The 22028-nt window shown below is 68.9% G+C and carries 20 protein-coding genes; 9 read left to right on the top strand and 11 right to left on the bottom strand.

Going from position 1 to position 22028, the window contains the following annotated elements:
- Window positions 1-93 precede the first annotated feature (93 nt).
- The gene (locus ACFWQC_RS22425; RefSeq protein ID WP_378683095.1) at window positions 94-600 is read right to left on the bottom strand and encodes a polyketide cyclase; all 507 of its coding nucleotides are present in this window, start codon (window positions 598-600) and stop codon (window positions 94-96) included.
- A 62-nt stretch (window positions 601-662) separates the two neighbouring features.
- On the opposite strand from ACFWQC_RS22425, the gene ACFWQC_RS22420 reads away from it, so the two are divergent.
- The 4 genes from ACFWQC_RS22420 to ACFWQC_RS22405 are packed head-to-tail and all read left to right on the top strand — an operon-like array spanning window position 663 to window position 5793.
- Window positions 663-2441 carry a 3-hydroxyacyl-CoA dehydrogenase family protein gene (locus tag ACFWQC_RS22420; RefSeq protein WP_378683091.1) on the top strand — a complete coding sequence of 593 codons (1779 nt, stop codon included), beginning with the start codon at window positions 663-665 and terminating at the stop codon, window positions 2439-2441.
- Between the two features lie 47 nt (window positions 2442-2488).
- On the top strand, window positions 2489-3277 hold the full coding sequence (locus tag ACFWQC_RS22415) for a hypothetical protein (protein WP_378683088.1): 789 nt from the start codon (window positions 2489-2491) through the stop codon (window positions 3275-3277).
- Between the two features lie 17 nt (window positions 3278-3294).
- Window positions 3295-4074 (top strand): alpha/beta fold hydrolase, encoded by a 780-nt coding sequence (locus ACFWQC_RS22410; protein ID WP_378683085.1) that lies wholly within the window; start codon window positions 3295-3297, stop codon window positions 4072-4074.
- A gap of 27 nt (window positions 4075-4101) precedes the next feature.
- Complete coding sequence (locus ACFWQC_RS22405; RefSeq protein ID WP_378683082.1) at window positions 4102-5793, top strand: FAD-dependent oxidoreductase; 1692 nt, start codon at window positions 4102-4104, stop codon at window positions 5791-5793.
- Between the two features lies 1 nt (window position 5794).
- Here the strand turns inward: ACFWQC_RS22405 and ACFWQC_RS22400 are convergent, their stop codons facing one another.
- A complete protein-coding gene (locus ACFWQC_RS22400; RefSeq protein WP_378683079.1) occupies window positions 5795-6424 on the bottom strand; it encodes a TetR/AcrR family transcriptional regulator in 630 nt (209 codons plus the stop codon).
- A gap of 44 nt (window positions 6425-6468) precedes the next feature.
- Here ACFWQC_RS22400 and ACFWQC_RS22395 point away from each other — a divergent pair, with 44 nt between their 5' ends.
- Window positions 6469-7884 (top strand): serine hydrolase domain-containing protein, encoded by a 1416-nt coding sequence (locus tag ACFWQC_RS22395; protein ID WP_378683076.1) that lies wholly within the window; start codon window positions 6469-6471, stop codon window positions 7882-7884.
- Here ACFWQC_RS22395 and ACFWQC_RS22390 read toward each other — a convergent pair.
- The 4 genes from ACFWQC_RS22390 to ACFWQC_RS22375 form a co-directional block, all read right to left on the bottom strand.
- Window positions 7866-8486 (bottom strand): HNH endonuclease, encoded by a 621-nt coding sequence (locus ACFWQC_RS22390; protein ID WP_378683073.1) that lies wholly within the window; start codon window positions 8484-8486, stop codon window positions 7866-7868. The two genes, ACFWQC_RS22395 and ACFWQC_RS22390, sit on opposite strands and share 19 nt — an antisense overlap.
- A 646-nt stretch (window positions 8487-9132) precedes the next feature.
- Window positions 9133-10503 (bottom strand): pyridoxal phosphate-dependent decarboxylase family protein, encoded by a 1371-nt coding sequence (locus ACFWQC_RS22385; RefSeq protein ID WP_378683071.1) that lies wholly within the window; start codon window positions 10501-10503, stop codon window positions 9133-9135.
- A gap of 19 nt (window positions 10504-10522) precedes the next feature.
- Window positions 10523-11176, bottom strand: a complete 654-nt coding sequence (locus ACFWQC_RS22380) for a response regulator (protein WP_378683098.1) — start codon at window positions 11174-11176, stop codon at window positions 10523-10525.
- A gap of 5 nt (window positions 11177-11181) precedes the next feature.
- Entirely contained in the window at window positions 11182-12129 is a 948-nt protein-coding gene (locus ACFWQC_RS22375) for a sensor histidine kinase (protein ID WP_378683068.1), read from the bottom strand.
- A 102-nt stretch (window positions 12130-12231) separates the two neighbouring features.
- Between ACFWQC_RS22375 and ACFWQC_RS22370 the strand changes: the two genes are divergently transcribed.
- Complete coding sequence (locus tag ACFWQC_RS22370; RefSeq protein WP_378683066.1) at window positions 12232-13518, top strand: SLC13 family permease; 1287 nt, start codon at window positions 12232-12234, stop codon at window positions 13516-13518.
- Here the strand turns inward: ACFWQC_RS22370 and ACFWQC_RS22365 are convergent.
- Window positions 13500-14051 carry a CGNR zinc finger domain-containing protein gene (locus tag ACFWQC_RS22365; protein ID WP_378683063.1) on the bottom strand — a complete coding sequence of 184 codons (552 nt, stop codon included), beginning with the start codon at window positions 14049-14051 and terminating at the stop codon, window positions 13500-13502. The genes ACFWQC_RS22370 and ACFWQC_RS22365 overlap by 19 nt on opposite strands.
- A 38-nt stretch (window positions 14052-14089) precedes the next feature.
- Here ACFWQC_RS22365 and ACFWQC_RS22360 point away from each other — a divergent pair, with 38 nt between their 5' ends.
- On the top strand, window positions 14090-15052 hold the full coding sequence (locus ACFWQC_RS22360) for a DMT family transporter (RefSeq protein WP_378683060.1): 963 nt from the start codon (window positions 14090-14092) through the stop codon (window positions 15050-15052).
- Window positions 15053-15107: 55 nt separating this feature from the next.
- On the opposite strand, the gene ACFWQC_RS22355 is transcribed toward ACFWQC_RS22360, so the two are convergent.
- The 4 genes from ACFWQC_RS22355 to mce form a co-directional block, all read right to left on the bottom strand.
- Window positions 15108-16301 (bottom strand): AI-2E family transporter, encoded by a 1194-nt coding sequence (locus ACFWQC_RS22355; protein ID WP_378683057.1) that lies wholly within the window; start codon window positions 16299-16301, stop codon window positions 15108-15110.
- Window positions 16298-17461: a hypothetical protein gene (locus ACFWQC_RS22350; protein WP_378683054.1), complete on the bottom strand. Its 1164-nt coding sequence runs from the start codon at window positions 17459-17461 to the stop codon at window positions 16298-16300. The genes ACFWQC_RS22355 and ACFWQC_RS22350 overlap by 4 nt, the downstream gene beginning before the upstream one ends.
- 319 nt (window positions 17462-17780) lie before the next feature.
- Window positions 17781-19121, bottom strand: a complete 1341-nt coding sequence (gene ccrA, locus ACFWQC_RS22345) for a crotonyl-CoA carboxylase/reductase (RefSeq protein WP_378683051.1) — start codon at window positions 19119-19121, stop codon at window positions 17781-17783.
- A 159-nt stretch (window positions 19122-19280) separates the two neighbouring features.
- The gene (gene mce / locus ACFWQC_RS22340) at window positions 19281-19730 is read right to left on the bottom strand and encodes a methylmalonyl-CoA epimerase (protein WP_378683048.1); all 450 of its coding nucleotides are present in this window, start codon (window positions 19728-19730) and stop codon (window positions 19281-19283) included.
- Window positions 19731-19874: 144 nt separating this feature from the next.
- Between mce and ACFWQC_RS22335 the strand changes: the two genes are divergently transcribed.
- Window positions 19875-21062, top strand: a complete 1188-nt coding sequence (locus ACFWQC_RS22335) for an acetyl-CoA C-acetyltransferase (protein ID WP_378683045.1) — start codon at window positions 19875-19877, stop codon at window positions 21060-21062.
- A 12-nt stretch (window positions 21063-21074) separates the two neighbouring features.
- Entirely contained in the window at window positions 21075-22019 is a 945-nt protein-coding gene (gene meaB, locus ACFWQC_RS22330; RefSeq protein ID WP_378683042.1) for a methylmalonyl Co-A mutase-associated GTPase MeaB, read from the top strand.
- The last annotated feature ends 9 nt before the right edge of the window (window positions 22020-22028 follow it).

The following is a 22028-nucleotide window of genomic DNA, read 5'->3' as shown; positions in this document are numbered from 1 at the left end:
TACGTCGGCCGAGGCGTCACCTACGCGAATCGAGTCGGCACTGCGGTGCCGACTCGATTCGCGCGAGTGACGCCTCGGCATGCTGGGCCTCGATCAGGGGCGGGGGTAGCCGCGGCGTACGGCTCGTTCCAGGATCCCCAGGGTGGCCCGGATGGACTTCTGGTCGATGACCGGGAAGATCGCCTTCCATTCGGGGAGGGCGGTGGACCAGTCGCAGTACGAGGTGACACGGGTGTCGCCGGAGTCGAGCTGCTCCAGCTCGTAGCCGAAGCGGTGACCGATGGGCGGCTTGATGGTGCCTTCGATGGTCCACTCGATCGCCCGGTCGGGTTCGAACCCGGTGACGATCACGGTGACGTCGTACTTGCCGAGCGGGTAGTCGCCGAGGGCCTCGCGGTCCATGTGGACGACGAACCGGTCGCCGACCGCGCCCACCGGTGATCCTTCCGCGGACTGGAGCATGCCGGCGGCGTCGATGGCCACATGGCCGTCGGGGTCGATGAGAACGGCGAAGATGTCGGTCGGGGAGGCGGGGATGATCCGCTCGGCGTCGATGCGCTCGGCCTCGATGCGCTCGGCGGTCTGGGTCTGGTCGGTCACAGCGCCCGAATCTAGCGGCATCACCGGCGTGCCGGACGTCACCCCATGGCAGGATGCGGGGCATGAGTGAGCGCACGATCGAGACAGTCGGAGTCGTCGGCCTGGGCACCATGGGCGCCGGGATCGCGGAGGTGTTCGCCCGCAACGGGTTCACCGTGGTCGGGGTGGAGCGGGACGAGGAGGGCCTCGAGCGCGGCAAGGCCCACCTGGCGCACTCGACGGGCCGCGCGGTCAAGCGCGGCAAGCTCAGCGAGGAGGAGCAGGAGGCGCTGCTCGGCCGGATCTCCTTCGCCACCGACGCGACGGCGCTCAAGGACGTCGACATGGTCGTCGAGGCGGTCGTGGAGTCGCTGGAGCTGAAGAAGTCGATCCTCGCCACCCTCGACGAGATCGTGGCTCCCGACACGATCCTGGCGACCAACACCTCGTCGCTGTCGGTGACCGAGATCTCGACCGCCTCCAACCACCCGGGGCGGGTCGTCGGTGTGCACTTCTTCAACCCGGCTCCGGTGCAGAAGTTTGTCGAGATCGTACGCACCGTGGTGACCGAGCCCGAGGTGCTCGAGGACGTGCGCGAGGTAGTCGGCAAGGTCGGCAAGTCGCCGGTGGTCTGCGGCGACCGGGCCGGGTTCATCGCCAACGCGCTGCTCTTCGGCTACCTGAACCACGCGGTCTCGATGTTCGAGGGCCACTACGCCACCCGCGAGGACATCGACACCGCGATGCGGCTCGGCTGCGGCTACCCGATGGGTCCGCTCGCCCTGCTGGACCTGATCGGGCTGGACACGTCCTACGAGATCCTCGACACGATGTACCGCCAGGGTCGCGACCGGCTGCACGCCCCCGCGCCGATCCTCAAGCAGATGGTCACCGCCGGGATGCTCGGGCGGAAGTCGGGCCGCGGCTTCTACACCTACGAGGCCGCCGACTCGCCGGTCGTCGTCCCGGACGCGCTGACCCCGAGCGCCGACGCCACCCACGAGCTGCGCCGCCCGATCTCCAAGATCGGCGTCGTCGGGACCGGCACGATGGCCTCCGGGATCGTCGAGGTCTTCGCCAAGGGCGGCTACGACGTGACGTACGTCGGGCGTAGCCCCGACAAGGTCGACGGTGTCGCCGCGCGGATCACCAAGAGCCTCGACAAGGCGATCGGGCGCGGCAAGCTGGAGGAGTCGGCGAAGCCGGAGATCCTCGGTCGGCTGACCGGCACGACCTCGCTGGACGACCTGGCCGACGTCGACATCGTCGTGGAGGCGATCGCCGAGGACCTGGCCATCAAGACCACGCTCTTCGAGAACCTCGACGACATCTGCAAGCCCGGAGCGATCTTGGCGACCACGACCTCGAGTCTGCCCGTCATCGAGCTGGCAAAGGTGACCAAGCGGCCGTCCGACGTCGTCGGGATGCACTTCTTCAACCCGGCGCCGGTGATGAAGCTGGTCGAGGTCGTCTCCACCGTGACCACGGACGAGGAGGTCTCCGAGACCGTCCGCGCCCTCTGCAAGGAGGTCGGCAAGTCGCCGGTCTCGTGCGGAGACCGGGCCGGCTTCATCGTCAACGCGCTGCTCTTCCCCTACCTCAACGACGCGGTCAAGATGCTCGAGGGCCACTACGCGACCGCCGACGACATCGACACCGCGATGAAGCTCGGCTGTGCGCTGCCGATGGGTCCCTTCGAGCTCCTCGATGTCGTTGGCAACGACGTCTCGCTGGCCATCGAGCGCGAGCTCTACCTGGAGTTCCGTGAGCCGGGCTTCGCGCCCGCGCCGCTGCTGGAGCACCTGGTCACCGCCGGCTACCTCGGCCGCAAGACCGGCAAGGGCTTCCGCGACTACTCCTGATAAGAGGTCCCTCCCGGCCCGACCACCGTGGCAGTACGCTGAAAGGCGTGGGACTTCTGATCGCACTTCTCATCGTCGTCGCGGTGATCGGGACCGTGGTTGTGACCAGCAAGCGTTCGCAGGCGCGAGCGCTGGAAAAGCAGCGCGCTGACCTCGAGCCGGTCAAGCAGCTTGCCTTCGAGGACGTGACCGCCTTCGGTGAAGAGCTGCAGAAGCTCGACCTGGACATGGCCGGCAAGGAGCTCGACGAGGGCGCCAACGCCGACTACCAGCGCGCGCTGGACGAATACGAGACGGCCAAGCGCACCGTCGACAAGATGACCGTGCCCGACGACGTCAAGCAGATCACCACGATCGTCGAGGACGGTCGCTATGCGATCGCGTGCGTCGAGGCACGGGTGGCCGGCGAGCCGCTGCCGAAGCGCCGTCCGCCGTGCTTCTTCGACCCCCGCCACGGGCTCTCGGTCGAGGACGTGGCCTGGGCGCCGCCGGGCGGCACCAGCCGCGACGTACCTGCCTGTGCGCTCGACGCCGAGCGCGTCAAGGTCGGCGCGGAGCCCGACACCCGCAAGGTGATGGTCGGCAACGAGCGCGTTCCCTACTGGCAAGGCGGCCCGGCCTACCGGCCCTACGCCGCCGGCTACTTCGGCGCCTTCTCGCCGATGGACTGGATGTTCGCGGGGCTGATGTTCAGCGCCTTCGGTGGCTTCGACGCCTTCGGTGAGATCGGCGAGGGCATGGGCGATGCGATCGGTGGCATCGGCGAAGGCATGGGTGACATGTTCGGCGGGATCGGCGACGGCATCGGTGACATGTTCGACGGCTTCGACTTCTAGCGACGTACGCTTCCCCGGTGCCACCACTTCATACGCTCGAGCTCGGCGAGGCAGGGAGTCGTGTCGTCTTCCTGCACGGGCTCTTCGGCCAGGGACGTAACTGGAACACGCTCGGCAAGCAGCTGGCAGACAAGCATCGGGTCACGCTCGTCGACCTGCCGCACCACGGTCGCTCTCCGCAGCCTGACACCTTCGACTACCTCGAGGTGACCGCCGCCGTCGCCGAGCTGCTCTCGGCCGACGACCCCGCCACCGTGGTGGGCCACTCGATGGGCGGCAAGGTGGCGATGCTGCTCGCGATCACCCACCCCGAGCTGGTCGCGAAGCTCGTCGTGGCCGACATGTCGCCGGTCGTCTACGAGCGCGTCGGCGGCTTCAAGACGTACGTCGACGCCATGCGGAGCCTCGACCTGGCCAGCATCACCCGACGCGAGGAGGCTGACGCCGGGATGCAGGAGGCGGTCCCGGACCCGACGGTCCGTGGCTTCCTGCTGCAGAACCTGCGCCGAGACGGCGACAGCTGGCGCTGGTCCATGAACCTCCCCGTCCTGGGCCGCGACCTGGACCGCATCGGCGACTGGCCGGCCGACGAGCTGAAGGCGTACGACCCGTACGACGGGCCCGTGATGTGGTTGGCCGGCGAGCTGTCCGACTACGTCACCGACGAGTACGCGCCGGCGATGAAGGAATGGTTCCCGCGCTACCGCAAGGTGACGATCAAGGGCGCCGGACACTGGGTCCACTCCGAGAAGCCGGAGACCTTCCTCGCGGCCCTGCGTCAGTTCCTCGGCGACTGAGACACCGCGGCGTCTACGCTGTGCGGCATGGAGCGCGACAAGCCCGTCATCGTGCTGGTCGGCGGCGAGCATGCCGACGTCATCGAGCAGGAGTTCCGGGCACGGTACGACCGTGACTACCGGATCGAGCCGGTGGTGGGCTTCGCCGCGGGCCTCGACAGGACACGCACCCTCGTGGCCAAGGGTGCGCAGATCGCGATGGTCGCCGCCGAGCACGTGCTCGACGGAGGCACCTCGATCGAGTTCCTGCACCACGTACCGGCCATCGTGGCGACGGCGCGCCGTGTCGCGCTGGTCTCGTGGGACGACTTCTCCGGTGCTCTCGACGACCTGCGCGCCGCGGCACTCCAACGTGAGATGGACACCTTCGTGCTCATCCCGCGCGCCCCGCGGGACGAGGAGTTCCACACGGCGCTGATCGAGCTGCTCTCCGAGTGGGGATGGTCGGTCGGCAGGCCCCTGGTGACCGTCACCGACGTCGTGGCGGAGGCGGGTGACCGCGACGCGGCGGCGGTCCGGGATCTGCTGGAACGGATGGGGTTCCCGCATCGCGCACTCGAGCCGAGCGACGACGAGGCACAGGAGATCATCGAGGCAGCAGGAGCGGGCGCACAGCTGCCTCTGGTCCGTACCTTTTCGGGTCGCGTGGTCTCCGGGGCGACGGCAGCGACGGCCGCCGAGGCCATCTACGGCGGGTTCGACGAGATTCCCGAGGGCGTGATCGCCGACGTCGCCATCGTGGGCGGCGGGCCGGCGGGCCTGGCTGCGGCGGTGTACGCGGCATCGGAGGGGTTGGCGACGGTCCTCGTGGAACGCGACGCGATCGGCGGTCAGGCGGGCTCCAGCTCCATGATCCGCAACTACCTCGGCTTCCCGCGCGGCATCTCGGGCATGCGCCTCGCCCAGCGATCCCGCATCCAGGCAGGACGGTTCGGCGCACGCTTCTTCACCGGGCGCCCGGTGACCCGGATCGAGCCCGGTCCGGCTGACGAGCCCGAGCACCAGCACGTGCATGTGCGCGGCGCGCAGTTCTGCGCCCGTACGGTCGTGCTCGCGATGGGCGTGACCTACCGGCGTCTCGGGGTGGCCGGTGTGGACGATCTCGTGGGTGCTGGTGTCTACTACGGCGCCGCGACGTCGATGGCGCGCGAGATGCAGGGCCGCGCCGTCTTCGTGATCGGCGGGGGGAACTCGGCAGGGCAGGCGGCCATCCACCTCGCCAAGTTCGCCAGTGCGGTGACGATCCTGGTTCGGCGTCACGAGCTCGCGGAGACCATGTCGGCCTATCTGGTGCGTGAGATCGAGGCGACGTCGAACATCCAGGTCCGGACCCGCACGGTCGTCGCCGACGGCGGGGGCGAGGTCCAGTTGGAGTGGTTGCGACTGGAGAACCTGGACACCCGCGAGGACACCGAGACCGCTGCCGACGGCCTCTTCTGCCTGCTCGGAGCGGAACCCGACTGCGCGTGGCTGGCGGAGGCGGTCGCGCTCGACGAGCACGGGTTCGTCCTGACCGGCCGCGACGTACCGCGAGACGCGTGGGTCGAGGGGAACCCGCCTGCGAGCCTGGAGACGACGGTTCCGGGTGTCTTCGCCGTCGGCGACGCGCGCGCCGGATCCATGAAACGGGTCGCCTCCGCGAGCGGCGAGGGCGCCTCGGTGCTTCCACTCGTGCACGCCCACCTCGCGCGGATGCGCGCTCGGGAGTTCGGCGCCTGAGCTACGGGGACTCCCGCGCGCACGGGCCGACGAACACGCTCGCCATCCGGGCGGCGATGGCGGCCCTCGCTCGGCTCCGGGCACCATCGTCCTGGTCGAGGAGCAGGCGCGCGGCGAGCCCTTGGGCCAGGGCGAACGCAGCCTCCCCTTCGAGGAGGGTGTCGGTCTCGGGGATGACCTCCCCGCAGGCCATCCCGTTCCTCACCGCCTGAGTGATCCGGTCGCGAAGTCGCCGGTCGAAGGTCCGCTGGTGCCCTGCGAGGGTCGGACTGTCGAGCGCGAGGCCGGCGAAGGCGTGCCGGAGATAGGTCTCGTTCCGGTGGGTGGGGCTCAGCGGAAGCAGTTCCAGCAGACCTGCTCCCAGCATGTGTTCGATCCGCGCATGGTCGCGCTCCGCGCGGATGATCGCCGCGTCGACCCGACCCTCGATGTCGCCCAGCAGATGGCTCAGGGTGTCGGCCAGCAGCGACTCCTTGGAGTCGTAGTAGTGCTGCACCAGGCCGACGGAGATGCCTGCGGCCTTGGCGGTCCCGGCGATGGTCACGGCACCGAGCCCGGAGGCGAGTGCGAGCTCGCGTACACCCGTGGTGATCTGGGCGCGTCGGCTGTCATGGTCTGCGGTCCTGGGCATAAATCAGATGATAACAATATATCCATATGGTTATTCTCGAGGGCATGGATGTTTCTCGACTTCGGGCAAGTGCCTTCGCCGCCGCGGCGGCAGCGATCGTGTTGATCACCTCTCCGGCGTCAGCGGACGTGCCGACGGAGATGGATGATGCGGTCGAGGCGTACGTCGAGAGCTGGCGCGAAGCCAACGGCGTTCCAGGTGCGGCGGTCGCGGTCATCGACGGCGACGAGGTGCGGACCTACGTCTCGGGCGAGGACGGTGACGGGACTCCGGTTGCCCGCGAGACTCCGTTCCTGGTGGGTTCGGTCGCCAAGACCTTCACCAGTGCGCTGGTGCTCGGCCTGGTCGAGGACGGCCGACTCCGACTCGACGATCCAGTGGACCGGTATCTGACATGGCTGGACGCGCCGCGAGTCACCGTGCGTCAGCTACTCACGCACACGGCCGGCTATACCGCCCTTGACGGACTCGCTGTCTCGGAGCGGTTCGACAACGGAACCGGTGCGCTGCGTCGGGCGGCTCGCGATCTCGAGCACAACGGGACGCCAGGGGAGTACGCGTACAACAGCGCCGACTACCTCGTGCTGGGCGCCTTGGTCGAGGAGCTCACGGGCAACTCGTACGCTGCCGTCGCAGAGGAGTCCCTCTTCGGGCCGCTCGGGATGAAGGACACCACTGCCGATGCCGACGATGCCGCGACGCTGCCGGCCGGTCATCGCCACTGGTGGTCGTGGACGCGGGCCTACCAGCCCGGCTTCGACGAGTCCGGCGCCTCCTACGGGTACGTCATCTCGACGATCGATGATCTGGTGGTGTACGCCCGGGCCAATCTGGCTGGTCAAGTACTGCCGCCCAACCTCGAGAGCGACGCCTGGGGCATTCAGGAGGTCACCGGGCATGGGCGCGGCTATGGCTACGGCTGGAGTGTCCAGGACGGTGATCGCCGCCGTGTTCACCACACCGGTGCCACCCCTGGGTACTTCGCTCATATCTCCCTCCTCCCCGGAGAGGACCGGGCTGTGGTCGTGCTGGCCAACTCGTACGCCGAGAAGCGCGCGCCGAGCCTGAGCGCCGCGGCTGCGGACATCGACGAGATCGCGCGCGGGGGATCGGCAACCGTCAAGGACGGTGACCCGTTGCTGTCTGCAGCGCCTTGGCTGTTGGCCGGATCCGTCCCGATCGGTCTGTTGCTCGCTCTGGCCGCCCGTCGCATCCCGGGTTCGTCGCCGCTCAGCTGGGTCTGCGCGGTGGCTGCGGGCTCGGCTGCGATGGGCCTGATTCTGCTGCCGAGACTGCTGGGCGCGTCGCTCGGCTTCGCCGTCATCTGGTTGCCCGATCTCGCCGTCGGTGTCGCGGCAGGCAGCGTGACACTGCTGGTCGTGGCGGCTTCTTGCGTCATTCGCCCGGGAAGTCTTCGTCGTCGTACGTCCGACGCGGTGGATCAGGCCGCGAGGGCGTGATCGCGGAGTATGCGGCGCAGCCTGAGCTCTGCTGGCGATAGTGGCGGATCTGGTGCCCAGGTGTCGGGCGGCGGGCTGGTGTAGGTGTGGCCCGTGGGTGTGGTGGTGATGATGGTGCCGTCGGGTCTTGGCCTGGCCCGCCATCCGAGGGCTTCTTTGGCCTGGTTGCATCGTTCGCACAGGCCCTGCAGGTTCTCGGCTCTGGTTTCGCCGCCGTCTGCGTGGCGTTCGACGTGGTCGATGTTGCGGATCGGGGCATCGCAGCCGTTGGTACGACAGATCCCGCCATCACGAGTCGCGATGAACTCCGCGAGCCCGTCGGGTGCTTTGCGGGCACGTGATTCCATGGCGACCAGCCGACCGGCGGGGTCGGTGAACAGGCGACGGACGAAGACCTCGGCGTCGTTGAGCGCGTCGCGGGCCCAGGTCGCGGGGACGGGGCCGTAGCCCTCGACCATGGCCGGCTGATCGCCGGTGTTGGTGAGGGAGTCGGCGGTCATCACGACCTTGACCTCGATCCGGGGCTTCGCGCCACCAGCCTCGCGCCCGGTGACTCGGTCGACGAGGGTGTCGGCCCATGACCTGACCCCGGCTGCGTTCATCGAGCGAGAGGCACGCGGTTTCGCGGGCGAGGATGGTGGCCTGCCATTGCGAGAACAGACCTGCCTTCATGAGGGCGAAGGTGTGGGGCATCTCGGTGGTCAGGATCTTCGCCGGCCCGAGCAGTTTCGCGCCCTTCTCGGGCGAGACCCGCCGCGCCAACGCGATCTGCGAAGCCACGCCCTCGCCAAGCTTGCGGGCAGGAACCCCGGCCTCGGCCTGGCGTGCCCGGACGGCTTCGTCGAGACGTACCGCCGCTTCTGCCTGGACCGCCTCAGCAGTGCACTTCATCGCTTCGAGACCAGCAATCCAGTCGACCAACTCAGCCTCGGACGCACCCGAAGGCGGCCCAGCGAGGAGGTGGTCGACGGTCTCGTACATGCGCCTTATTATATGCGATCGAGTACCCGGCCGCGACCTATTTATGCTGTTCAGGCGACAGTTACGCAGTCAGTGAATATGCAACGGAGCTCCGCGCCACTCTCTCGCCGCCGCCCCGATATAGGAGAAACACTCAAATCAAGGGTCGGCGGCGAACCTTGAAACGAAGAACAGCCACCAAGCGAGGTTTCCCGAAGAAGCGGACCGTGTTGGTCTCGACACGCCTCCGCCTAGCGGCCCCGGCGGCTCGACCAGCGGGCGGACCGGCTATGACAGTAGCCGCCGGAAGACCTCGACGATGCGGTCCGCATCCGCCTCGGACGTACGCCAGTTGCTGAACGCCAACCGCAGCGCGGGAGTGCCGTGATGAACCGTAGGAGTCACGAAGGTGACGCCGGTATCGGCGACTCGGCGAGCGAGCACGGCAGGATCGCCGGGAACCTGAAGGCAGACGATGTTGAGCCGGACAGGCACAAGCAGTTCGACGCCGTCGATCTCGGCAAGAAGCCTCCCGACCCGGCGAGCAAGAGCGATGGTGCGCTCGACGATCTCGCGGTGGCCCTCGCGGCCGTAGGCGTACAGGGTGAACCAGGCAGGCAGGGCGCGCAGGCGCCGGGAGCTCTCCGGGGTGAGGTGTACGAAGTCGGGGGAAGAGCCGGGGAGACCGATGTAGGCCGAGGCGTTGCTGAAGACGCGAGCCTGCAAGTCCGAGTGGCGGCTGAGCTGGATCGCGGAGTCGTAGGGGACGTTGAGCCACTTGTGCAGGTCGACGCAGATCGAGTCGGCGCGGGAGAGGCCGGCGACGAGGTGGGCATGCGCGGGGGAGAGGGCAGCGAACGCCCCGAAGGCGCCGTCGACGTGCAGCCAGAACGGGAACTCGTCGCGGAGGTCGGCGATGGCGTCCAGGTCATCGAAGTCGCCGGTGTTCACCGTGCCGGCGTTGGCGACGATGATCACGGGCCGGCCGTCCTGTTCGCGCAGCGCGGTCCGCAACGCGTCGACGTCGACCGCATCGCGGTCGGGGAGGAGAGCGACCGGCTGGAGGCTGTCGCGACCCAGCCCGAGCACGGAGAGCGCCTTGGAGACGGTGGAGTGGGCGGCGCCGGAGAGCACGACGACCCCACCGAGCGCCGCGACGCCCTCGGTCGAGACCGACACCCCGAGCCGGTCGCCGAGCCACTCGCGGGCCAGCGCCAGCCCGGTGAGGTTGGACATGGTCGCGCCGGTGACGAACGCTCCGCTGAACTCGTCTGGAAGGTCCAGCAGGTCGAGGACCCAGCGCACCGTCTCGCGTTCCAGGTCGCTGGCGGCGGAGTCCTGGACCGTGATGGTGTTCTGGTCGAAGACCGAGGTCAGCCAGTCGCCGGCGACCGCGGCCGGGGTCGCCCCGCCGGTGACGAAGCCCAGGTAGCGGGGGCCGGCGCTCGCCGAGAGGCCGGGTGCCCAGCGAGTCTCGAAGTGGCGCAGGGCGGCCTGGCCGCCGAACCCCCGGGCCGGAAGCTGCTCGACGGAGGGCGGGCGGAACGGAGAGGTCACCGGCCGGCGGTCGAGTCCGGCGATGATCTCTTGTGCGTAGTCCTGGATCGCGCCGAGGAGATCGGTCATCCCGGCGAGGTCCGTGTCGAGCCGTGGGTCCATCCTTCGACGGTAGGCCTTCTCAGGGCTCGATGAGACCTGCTCTGATGGCATATCGCGTGACCTGGGTGCGATCGCGGAGGCCCAGCTTGGCGAGGATGTTCTCGCGGTGCCGCTCGACGGTCTTGTAGGAGATCGTCAGCTCGCGGGCGATCTCCCGGGTCGAGTGGCCCTCGGCGATGAGCTTGAGCACCTCGTCCTCGCGCTCGGTCAGCACCGTGCGCGGCAGACTCTCGCCACGGTTGAGACGGTCCAGATAGTCGCGGACCAGGGCACTCATGGCCCCGGGATAGACGAAGGCTTGCCCCCGAATAGCGGTACGGCACGCCTTGACCAGATCCTCGTCGGCGACCGACTTGAGGACGTACCCGCTGGCGCCGACCTTGAGCGCCTCGAAGAAGTACTGCTCGTTGTCGTGCATCGAGAGCATCAGCATCTTCGGAGGAGTACGCATCCGGGCGATCGTGCGGGCGGCCTGCAGCCCGGTCATCCGGGGCATGGCGACGTCGAGGATCACCAGGTCGACCTCGACGTCGCGCAGTGCCGCGACGGCCTCGGCTCCGTCGGCGGCCTCGGCGACCACCTCGAGGTCCGGTTCGGCATCGAGGATGAGGCGGACCCCGCGGCGTACGAGGGTGTGGTCGTCGGCCAGCAGGATCCGGATCTTCGCGGGCATGGGGGTCACAGCGGAACCTCCAGGCGGACGGTGGTGCCACGGCCGGGGGTGCTGGTCACGCTCAGGTCGGCACCGACGAGCAGGGCCCGCTCCCGCATCCCGCTGATCCCGGCGCCGGCCACGAGGACGGCGCTGCCGCGGCCGTCGTCGGAGACGGTGAGGACGACCTTGTCGCCGACCTTGCACAGGGAGAGCTCGGCGGTGGCGGCGTGGGCGTGGCGTACGACGTTCGTGAGCGCCTCCTGGGCGACCCGGTAGATCACCAGCTCGCGGTCCTGCGGCAGCTCGGGAAGCCCGCGGCCGGTGGTGCGGCGTACGGTCGTGCGGCCCAGGGCGCCGACATCGGTGGCCAGCGAGGCCAGGGCGGCGTGCAGGCCGAGATCCTCGAGTACGCCCGGCCGCAGCTGGCGGGCCACCCGGCGGACGTCGTCGATGCCGGTGCGCGCGGACTCGCGGACGGCGGCGAGCTCGGGGCGAACTTCCTCCGGCACCTGTCGCTCCAGCCCCTTGAGCCCCAGGAGTACGACGGTGAGCGACTGTCCCACCTCGTCGTGGAGCTCCTGGGCGATCCGGTGTCGCTCCGCCTCCTGCGCGGCGAGCGCCTTGGCGTTGCTGGTGCTCCGCTCGGTCTCCAGCCGCTCCAGCATCGCGTTGTAGCTGGCCACCAGACGGGCGCCGGCGCCCTCGCCGTGGGTCGTCAGCCGCTGGTCGGGGGAGAGGTGGTCGACCGAGTCCATGGTGCGGATCACCCGGTCGATCGGCGCCAGGCTGCGTAGCAGCAGGAGCGCGTTGAGGGTCGCCATCGCCGCCAGCCCGACAGCCAGCACCACGGCCTCTGAGGCCAGGACGCGCTCGGAGACCCGGGCCGGGGACAGCGCCAGGACCAGGGTCCCGACGCAGAAGACGGTGCCGTTGGTCAGGCAGACCCGCCAGTAGAGGGGCAGATGACTCATGCGACCTACCCTGACATTTCCTCTGGCCAGGACTTATGGGTGGCAGCACCCATTCGGATCGAGTCTCCGGTAACGGAGGGTCGATGGTATGGAGCTCAACGCATGATCGTGTACGCAGCGGTGGCCGTCTTCATCGTCACCTACGGCCTCATCGCCACCGAGCGCGTCCACCGCGTCGCCGCCGCCCTGGGTGGCGTCGCCGCGATGGTCGCGCTCGGGATCATCGATGCCGAGTCGGCCTTCTTCAGTCACGAGACCGGGGTCGACTGGGACGTGATCTTCCTGCTCTTCGGGATGATGGTGATCGTCGGTGTCCTCAAGCAGACGGGCCTGTTCGAGTTCCTCGCGCTGTGGGCGGTCAAGCACTCTGGCGGCCGCCCGGCGCGCCTGGCGACGTTGCTGATCCTGGTCACCGCTGCGCTCTCGCCGATCCTCGACAACGTGACCACGGTCCTGCTCGTCACGCCGGTGACGCTGTCGGTCTGCGAGCGGCTCGGCCTGAACCCGATGCCCTACCTGATCTCGCTCATCCTGGCCGCCAACGTCGGCGGCACCTCGACCCTGATCGCCGACCCGCCCAACATCATCGTGGCCAGCCGGGCCAACCTCACCTTCGACGACTTCCTGATCCACTCGCTGCCGCTGTGCCTGATCCTGCTGGTCGTCCTGATCGGGCTGGTCCGGGTGCTCTTCCGGCGTGACTTCCGTGGCCGGGTCGACCTGGACGGCCTGATCGAGCCGCCCGCCTCGGCGATCCCGGACCGCGGGCTGCTCTACCGCTGCCTGGCCGTCCTGGCCCTGGTGATGCTCGCCTTCGGCCTGCACACCGAGCTCCACCTGGACCCGTCGATGGTCGCCATGCTCGGCGCCGGCGCGATGGTCATCGTCTCCCAGACACGTACCGAGGCGTTCCTGGAGGAGGTCGAGTGGTCGACGCTGGCCTTCTTCATGGCGCTGTTCGTGCTCGTCGGCGGCCTGGTCGAGGTCGGGGTGATCGGGTCGCTCGGGACGTACGCCGCTGACCTGATGGGCGACAACGAGCTCGCCGGGGTGACCGGGCTGATGATCGGCTCGGCCGTCGTCGGCGGGTTCGTCGACAACATCCCCTACACCGCGGCGATGGTGCCGATCGTGGAGGAGATGGTCGCCTCGACGCCGTCCTCCGGCGCCGACAGCCCGCTGTGGTGGGCCCTCGTCTTCGGCGCCGACCTCGGTGGCAACACGACCGCCGTCGCCGCCGGCGCCAACGTGGTGGTGCTCGGCCTCGCCGCCAAGGCCGGCCACCCGATCAGCTTCTGGAAGTTCACCAGGTACGGCATCGTGGTCACGATCGTGACCCTGGCCGTCGCCTGGGTCTACGTCGCCCTCCGCTACTTCGTGCTCGCCTGACGCTCTCGATAAGCGGCGACGGCGTTCCGGTTGGTGCAGGTCGGCGAGCAGTAGCGCTTGGAGCGATTGCGGGAGAGGTCGACGACCACTCCCGCACAGCCCTCGTCGTCGCAGATCGAGAGCCGCGACAGCTCGTCGGCGCGGATGACGTCGACCATGGCCATCGCGGTCTCGACGGCGATCCGCGTGGCCAGCGGGGCGTCGGGCTCGGTGGCGTGGATGTGCCAGTCGTAGTTCGTGTGGCGGACGAGCTGAGGCGTCGCGCGGTGCTCGGCGAGCAGCTCGTTGGTCAGCCGCACGGCCTCGTCGCGCTCGGCGGTGAGGAGGTCGCGGAGCCGGACGCGGAGGGCGCGGACCTCGTCGAGCTCGGCGCGGTCGCGGTCGTGTCTCCCCGTGTAGTCGTACGTCACGAAGAACTCGTCGAGGGCCGCCACGGTCTCCAGCTCGTCGACCGAGCCGGGGGAGAGGGCGAGGGTGTTCGCCAGCGCCGCGGCTGCCTGGAGGCCTACGTCGGTGTCATGGGTGAAAACCATGTTGACACATTACCGCGTCGCTGGGATCGTCATGTGTCATGACGACTTTGACCAATGACCAGGCGGTGCCGCAGAGCACGCAGAAGACGCCGCTGGTGGCTGCCGGACTGCTCATGGCGGTCGTCTCGGCGGTCACGTTCAGCCTCTCGGGACCGCTGGGACGCGGCCTCTTCGACACCGGCTGGTCGACCGGCGGCGTGCTGGTCTTCCGTGTCGGCATCGGCGCCGTCGTGCTGGCCCCCTTTGCGCTGCGCGCGCTCGCCGGCCGGTGGCGGGGTGTCGCCGCGAGCTGGCGGGTCGTGGTGGCGTACGCACTGCTGGCCATCGTGGTGCCGCAGTTCGCCTTCTTCTCGGCGGTGCAGTGGATGGCGGTCGGGCCGGCGCTCCTGCTGGAGTACATGGGGGTGGTGCTCGTGGTCGCCTGGATGTGGCTGCGGCACGGCGAGCGGCCCTCGCGGCTGACGATGGTGGGCGCCCTGGTCGCGATCGCCGGGCTCGTGCTCGTCCTCGACCTGGTCAGCGGGGCGAACGTGCACCCGCTCGGCATCATGTGGGGCTCCGCGGCCGCCGTCGGACTGGCCGGCTACTACGTGCTCAACGCCCAGTCCAGCACCACGCTGCCACCGCTCGCGCTGGCTTGGCTCGGCCTGACCGGGGCCACGGTTCTGCTCGTGCTGCTCTGCCTGATCGGGGCCATCCCGTTCACGATGGAGACCACGCCGGTGGTCCTGGCGGGCCTGGAGATGCCGTGGTGGGGCCCGCTGATCGGCCTCGGCGTGCTGACCTGCTCGGTCGCATACGCCACCGGCATCGCCGCCACCCGCACCCTCGGGTCGCGGCTCTCGTCCTTCGTCGGGCTCCTCGAGGTCGTCTCGGCAGTCGTCGTTGCCTGGCTGCTGCTCGGCGAGGCGCCCGGCCTCATCCAGCTCATCGGCGGGCTGGTCGTGCTGGCCGGCATCATCGCGGTCCAGCAGGGAGAGCAGTCGACGACCGCCTCCTGAGAGCGCGAAGCGCCGCACGCATCGGCTGCGTGCGGCGCTTCACAGGTGGGTGGAACTAGCGCTCGTCCTGGGCCCTGACGTAGACCTCGCGGATCAGCATCAGGATGGCGGCCGCCGTCGGGATCGCCAGCAGGGCGCCGACGACACCGAGGAGCGAGGCACCGATGAGGGCCGCGATCACGGTGACCACGCCGGGGATGTCGACCGAGCGGGACATGACCCTCGGGTAGACGACGTAGTTCTCGAACTGCTGGTAGGCGATGTAGAAGACAACCGCGATGAGCCCGGTCTTCAGGTCGGTCGTCGCGAAGGTGATCGCGCAGACGATGACCGCGCCGATGGTGGCTCCGATCATCGGGATCACGTCGGTGATCATGACGACGAATGCCAGGGCGACGGCGTACTCGCCCATCCCGATGACGAAGAGGAGCACCAGGGTGGACAGACCGGCGCACAGCGCGACGATGAACGCGCCCGAGACATAGCCCCCGATGCCGTCGAAGACGCGGTCACCCAGCTTGCCGACCCGCTCGCGGCGTGAGGCCGGGGCGAGACGGTAGATGGCGTTCTTCGTCTGGTCGTAGGCGGCGATGAAGTAGAGCGTCAGGACGATGACGATGAAGCCCGTGACAAGCACGTTGATCACCGCCAGGCCCACGCCGAGCGCCCCGCCGAAGGCACTGCTGACGAAGTCGCCGCTGGCGACGTAGTCCTGCACCTTGTCGAGGATCTGGTAGTCCTCGTTGAACCGCTGGATGCGCTGGTTGCGCTGCAGCTCGTCGATCCAGTCCGGGACGTTGGCCGAGATCTTGGCGACCTGGTCGCTGATCACCGGCACGAGCGCCACGAAGAAGAGCACGAGGGCGCCCAGCACGCCGAGGATGACGCTCAGGACCGCCCACGGCCGTGGGAAGCCACGCCTCTGCAGGAACACCACCATCGGGTTGATCCCCGCGGCGATGAAGAGCGAGACCACCACCTGGAGGATCACGCTCCCCATCGTGGTGAGGAGGTTGCCCGCTGCGTAGGCCGTCAGCAGGCCGAGGCCCAGAAGCAGCCCGAACAGGTAGGGCGACCTCCGGTCGAACGGCGGTCCGGGCTTACCGAACCGCTTGTCCCGCTCGCTCTCCTCCGGCTCCTCGACGTCGATCGCGGCCTCGCTGTCGACCGTCGCGTCGTCGGTGGATTCGGTCTGGGCAGACGTCGTCTCCGGACCGTCCGCAGGACGGTCGGCAGCGGCCCCGCTCACCGGCTCTCGGTCGCAGTCTCGGGCTCGCGGATCGCGGTCTTCTCGGAGGGCTCGTCGTAGTCGTCGTAGTCGTCGGCGAGGTCGTCGTCCGAGTCGACCAGGGTGACGCTCTCGTCGACCACCAGCTCGCCGTCGACGATGTCCTCGTCCTCGGCGATCGGCTTCGGTGCCTCCAGCTCAGCCGGGTCCTCGGTCTTGCCGAACCCGGAGACCAGGTCGGTGAGCGAGGAGAGCTGAGCCGCGATCGCGTCGCGACGCTTGGTGAGACGGTCGACCTCGGCCTTGATGATCGCGTGGCCCTTCTCGGCCTCGACGGTCGCGGTGGAGGCGAGGTGGTCGGCCTCGGCGCGGGCCTTGGACAGGATCGCCTCGGCGTCGCGGCGGGCGCGAGCGATGATCCCCTCGGACTCCTTGGCCAGTTCGGCGCGCTGGTCGGCGACGTGCTGGGCAGCGATCCGGGCCCGCTCCTCGGCGTCCGCGGCGCGGGTCTCGCCCTCGGTCACGATGCGAGAGGTCTCGGCCATCGCCTGGTCGTGGTGGTCGGCGGCCTCGCGGGCGAGACGCTCGCGCTCGACGGCGAGCATCCGCCGGGCCTCCTGGACCTCGCGGTCCGCGCCGGCGCGTGCCTTCTCGACCTCACGCTGGGTCGAGGTACGCAGCTGGGTGACCTCCTGCTGGACGGCGAGCCGGATCTGGTCGGCCTCGCGCTTGGCGGCGGCGAGCAGCTCGTCGCTCTCGGCCTGCACCATCTTGCGGGCCTGCTGGACCTCCGAGGTCACCTTCTCGCGGTGATCGTCGATCTCCTTGTAGTGCGTCGTACGCAGCGCCTCGATGTCACGCTGGGCGGACGCCTTGGTCGCGGCAGCCTCACGCTGGGCGGCCTCGCGGATGACCGCGGCCTCCTTCTCAGCGGACTCCTTGACTGCGGCGGCCTCCTCCTCGGCCAGCCGGAGCATCGCGCTGGCGCGACCACCCAGGGAGGCGTAGGAGGGGGCTTCGTTGCCCTGGGTGGCAGCGGCCTTGAGGTCGGTGACCTTGCGCTCGAGCTCGGCGATGCGGCGCTGGGCGTTGCGCAGCGCCGACTGACCTTGGCCGTTGGCCTGGAGCAGCTGCTGCACCCGCGCGTTCACCGTGCCGGGGTCGTATCCGCCACGCCGCACGACCGGGAAGGCTGGGAGTGAGCCTGGAGCCGGTGGAGCCGAGTTGTGGCCGGAGCTGGGCGATCCTGAAGCGCCAGGAACCCGAGGGAGAACCTGCGTCTCCGTCGAGTCCTGGTCGGGCTTCTTCCGAGGCTCGGAAGCCTCGTTGAAGATGGATAGTCCCTCATTCGTCATTTGTGGCGGATTCCTCACACTTTAGGGGGGTTTGTGTCTTGCCCTCTGCTCCCAAAGGGCAAGACTACGGCCGGTCACCCCTCGCGCAAGGGGAGACCGGCCGTGAATCCAGTCTCAAATGGGCTATTTACCCGGGTTCGACGTCTCAGATTCCGCGGAACAGGTTGATCTTGTCGATGTGCGTCGCGCGCTTCTCCTCGTCGAGGACGCCGAGGCCCTCCTCGGGAGCCAGGCAGAGCACGCCGACCTTGCCCTGGTGCTTGTTGTGGTGGACGTCGAGAGAGGCCTGGCCGACCTCTTCGAGGGTGTAGGTCCGCGACAGCGTGGGGTGGATCTTGCCCTGGGCGATGAGGCGGTTTGCCTCCCACGACTCGCGGTAGTTCGCGAAGTGGCTCGAGATGATCTTCTTGAGGTTCATCCACAGGTAGCGGTTGTCGTACTCGTGCATGTAGCCCGAGGTCGACGCGCAGGTGGTGATGGTGCCGCCCTTGCGGGTGACGAACACGCTCGCGCCGAAGGTCTCGCGGCCCGGGTGCTCGAAGACGATGTCGATGTCCTCGCCACCGGTGAGCTCGCGGATCGCGCTGCCCAGCCGCTTCCATTCCTTCGGGTTCTGCTGGGTGCCGTCCTCGTTCCAGAACTTGAAGTCCATCTCGGAACGGTTGATCACCATCTCGGCGCCCATGTTGCGCACGATCTTGGCCTTCTCCTCGTTGGAGACCACGCAGACCGGGTTGGCGCCGCCGTTGAGGGCGTACTGCGTCGCGAAGCCGCCGAGGCCGCCGGAGGCGCCCCAGATCAGGACGTTGTCGCCCTGCTTCATGTTGCCGCCGTTGGCGGAGACGAGCTGGCGGTAGGCGGTGCAGTTGACCAGGCCGGGGGAGGCGGCCTCCTCCCAGGTCAGGTGCTCGGGCTTCGGCATCAGCTGGTTGGCCTTGACCATCGCGACGTCGGCCAGGCCACCGAAGTTGGTCTCGAAGCCCCAGATGCGCTGGGAGGGGTCCATCATCGTGTCGTTGTGGCCGTCGGGGGCCTCGAGCTCGACCGAGAGGCAGTGGGCCACCACGCGGTCGCCGGGCTTCCACTTGGTCACGCCGGCGCCCACGGCCAGCACGACGCCGGACAGGTCGGAGCCGACGACGTGGTAGTCGAGGTTGTGGCGGGCGCCGAGCTCGGACTCCTTGCCGTAGCGCTCCAGGAACCCGAAGGTGGAGACCGGCTCGAAGATCGAGGTCCACACGGTGTTGTAGTTGATCGCGGACGCCATCACCGCGACGAAGGCCTCGCCCGGACCGAGCTCGGGCAGGGCGACATCCTCGACGTGGATGGACTTGCGCGGGTCCTTCTCCTTGGTCGCGACGCCCTCGAACATGTCGACCTCGTCCTTGTGGACGGTTGCGGCGCGGTAGTGGTCGGGGATCTCGAGGTTCGCAAACTCCTCGCCGGGCGTATCGCCGGCAAGGATCGCGTCGAGGATGTGTTGCATGGTCGGCTCCTGCGTCGTCGTAGGGGTCGCGGTTGACTCTAGTTCGCTGGACATTACTGGTGAGTAACCGCAATGACCAGCCTGATGTGACACATGACTCTTGGATCGTTCATCTCGACAAGCTCGATACAGCGCACGTGCCGTGGTGGACCCTGGGGATCAGTGGGCGGTGCTGGCGGCCGGCTCGACGAGCTCGACCAGGACGCCGCCGGCGTCCTTGGGGTGGATGAAGTTGATCCGGGAGTCGGCGGTGCCGCGTCGCGGTGCGTCGTAGAGAAGGCGTACGCCGCGCTCCTTGAGGATCGCCGAGACCTGCTCCACGTCGGTGACCCGGTAGGCGAGCTGCTGCATGCCGGGGCCGTTGCGGTCGAGGAACTTCGCGATGGTGCTGTTCTCGTTGAGCGGGGCGAGCAGCTGGAGCTTGTTGTCGGAGTCGCCGATCGCGATCATCGCCTCCTCGACGCCCTGCTCCTCGTTGGTCTCACGGTGGGCGAGCTTCATGCCGAAGGTCTTCTCGTAGAAGTCGATCGCCGCGTCCAGATCGGCGACGGCGAGACCGACGTGGTCGATCTGGGTGAACAGGTGCGATGGGATTTCCACGGATGTCATGGGCCTACTCTCCTTGAGGTCGGGCTCAACGGGCACAATGTGTGATGACAGCCACACCAGGCTGCGCTCAACACTCTTCCCACTGAGGTTACTAATTAGTAACCTCAAGGCAGATCAGCACCACCCAACATTCTTGGAGGACCCATGTCCAACGTCATCGTCGCCGGGGCACGTACGCCGATCGGCCGCCTGCTCGGCGGGTTCAAGGGCCTGTCCGCGGCCGACCTGGGCGGCATCGCCATCAAGGGCGCCCTCGAGAAGGCGGGCGTCTCGCCGGATCAGGTCGACTACCTGATCATGGGCCAGGTCATCCAGGCCGGTGCCGGCCAGAACCCGGCGCGCGCCGCGGGCATCGCTGGCGGGCTGCCGATGAACGTGCCCTCGATCACCATCAACAAGGTCTGCCTCTCCGGCCTCAACGCCATCGCCACCGCCGACCAGCTGATCCGGGCCGGCGAGGCCGAGGTCATCGTCGCGGGCGGCATGGAGTCGATGACCAACGCGCCGCACCTGCTGCCGAAGTCGCGCGAGGGCTTCAAGTACGGCGACACCACACTGGTCGACTCGATGGCCTACGACGCGCTCTACGACCAGGCCACCCAGCAGGCGATGGGCGGGCTGACCGAGCAGATCAACACCGAGGGTGTGAAGCTCACCCGCGAGGAGCAGGACGCCTTCGCCGCCACCTCGCACCAGCGTGCCGCCGCGGCCCAGAAGAACGGCGTCTTCGACGACGAGATCGTCCCGGTCTCCATCCCGCAGCGCAAGGGCGACCCGATCGTGATCAGCGCCGATGAGGGCGTACGCGGCGACACCACCGCCGAGTCGCTCGGCAAGCTCCGCCCGGCGTTCTCCAAGGAGGGCACCATCACCGCCGGCTCCGCCTCGCAGATCTCCGACGGCGCTGCCGCCGTCGTGGTCATGTCGAAGGAGAAGGCCGAGTCGCTCGGTCTGGAGTGGCTGGCCGAGATCGGCGCCCACGGCATGGTCGCCGGCCCCGACTCCTCGCTGCAGCTGCAGCCGGCCAACGCCACCGCCAAGGCCCTCGAGAAGGAGGGCATCACCGCCGCAGACCTCGACCTCGTCGAGTTCAACGAGGCGTTCGCGGCCGTCGGCATCGAGTCCACCAAGAAGCTCGGCCTCGACCCCGAGAAGGTCAACGTCAACGGCGGCGCGATCGCCCTCGGCCACCCGGTCGGCATGTCCGGGACGCGGGTCGTGCTCCACCTCGCCCACGAGCTCAAGCGCCGTGGCGGTGGCACCGGTGCCGCCGCGCTGTGCGGCGGTGGCGGTCAGGGCGACGCCCTGATCGTGCGTGTCCCCAAGGCTTGAGCCATCGCTGATGTGAGCGACCTGGTCGCGCGCGCCCGGGGCGGTGATCCCCGGGCGGTCGCGCGGCTGGTGTCGTACGTCGAGAACGCCCCGGTCGGCGGGGGAGAGCGGCTCCGCGAGGTGATGGCCGCGCTCGCGCCTCACGGCGGCCACGCCCAGATCGTGGGGCTCACCGGCGCGCCCGGGGTGGGGAAGTCGACCACCACCTCCGCGCTCGTCCGCGAGCTGCGCTCCGCGGGGCGCACCGTGGCGGTGCTGGCCGTCGACCCGTCCTCGCCGTTCTCCGGTGGCGCGCTGCTGGGCGACCGGATCCGGATGACCGACCACGCCACCGACCCGGGTGTCTTCATCCGCTCGATGGCCTCCCGAGGTCACCTCGGCGGGCTGGCCTGGTCGGCGCCGCAGGCGATCCGGGTGCTGGACGCCGCCGGGTTCGACGTCGTGCTGGTCGAGACCGTCGGTGTCGGCCAGTCGGAGGTCGAGATCGCCGGCCTCGCCGACACCACCGTGGTGCTGCTCGCGCCCGGCATGGGTGACGGCATCCAGGCGGCGAAGGCCGGGATCCTGGAGATCGGCGACCTCTACGTCGTCAACAAGGCCGATCGCGACGGCGCGACCAAGGTCCAGCGCGACCTGCGCGGGATGCTGCGCCTGACCGACCGCACCGAGGGGTCCTGGACCCCGCCCGTCCTGACCGCCGTCGCTCAGTCCGGCAAGGGTCTGGCCGAGGTCGTCGGCGCGCTCGACGAGCACTGGGACTGGCTGCGCTCCAGCGGGACGCTGGAGCTGCGGCGTACGCGCCGGGCCCGGGCCGAGGTCGAGGCCATCGCCGTCGAGACCCTGCGCGCGCGATGGTCGAGCGTGGGCTCGGACGGCGACCTGGACGCCCTGGCGGCGGATGTGGTCAAAGGCGCACGTGACCCGTACGCAGCCGCCGACACCCTCCTCGACGACTAGAGTTGTCCC

The sequence above is a fragment of the Nocardioides sp. NPDC058538 genome (assembly GCF_042719275.1).
Taxonomy (GTDB): domain Bacteria; phylum Actinomycetota; class Actinomycetes; order Propionibacteriales; family Nocardioidaceae; genus Nocardioides.
This window is presented reverse-complemented; position numbering and strand designations above follow the sequence as displayed.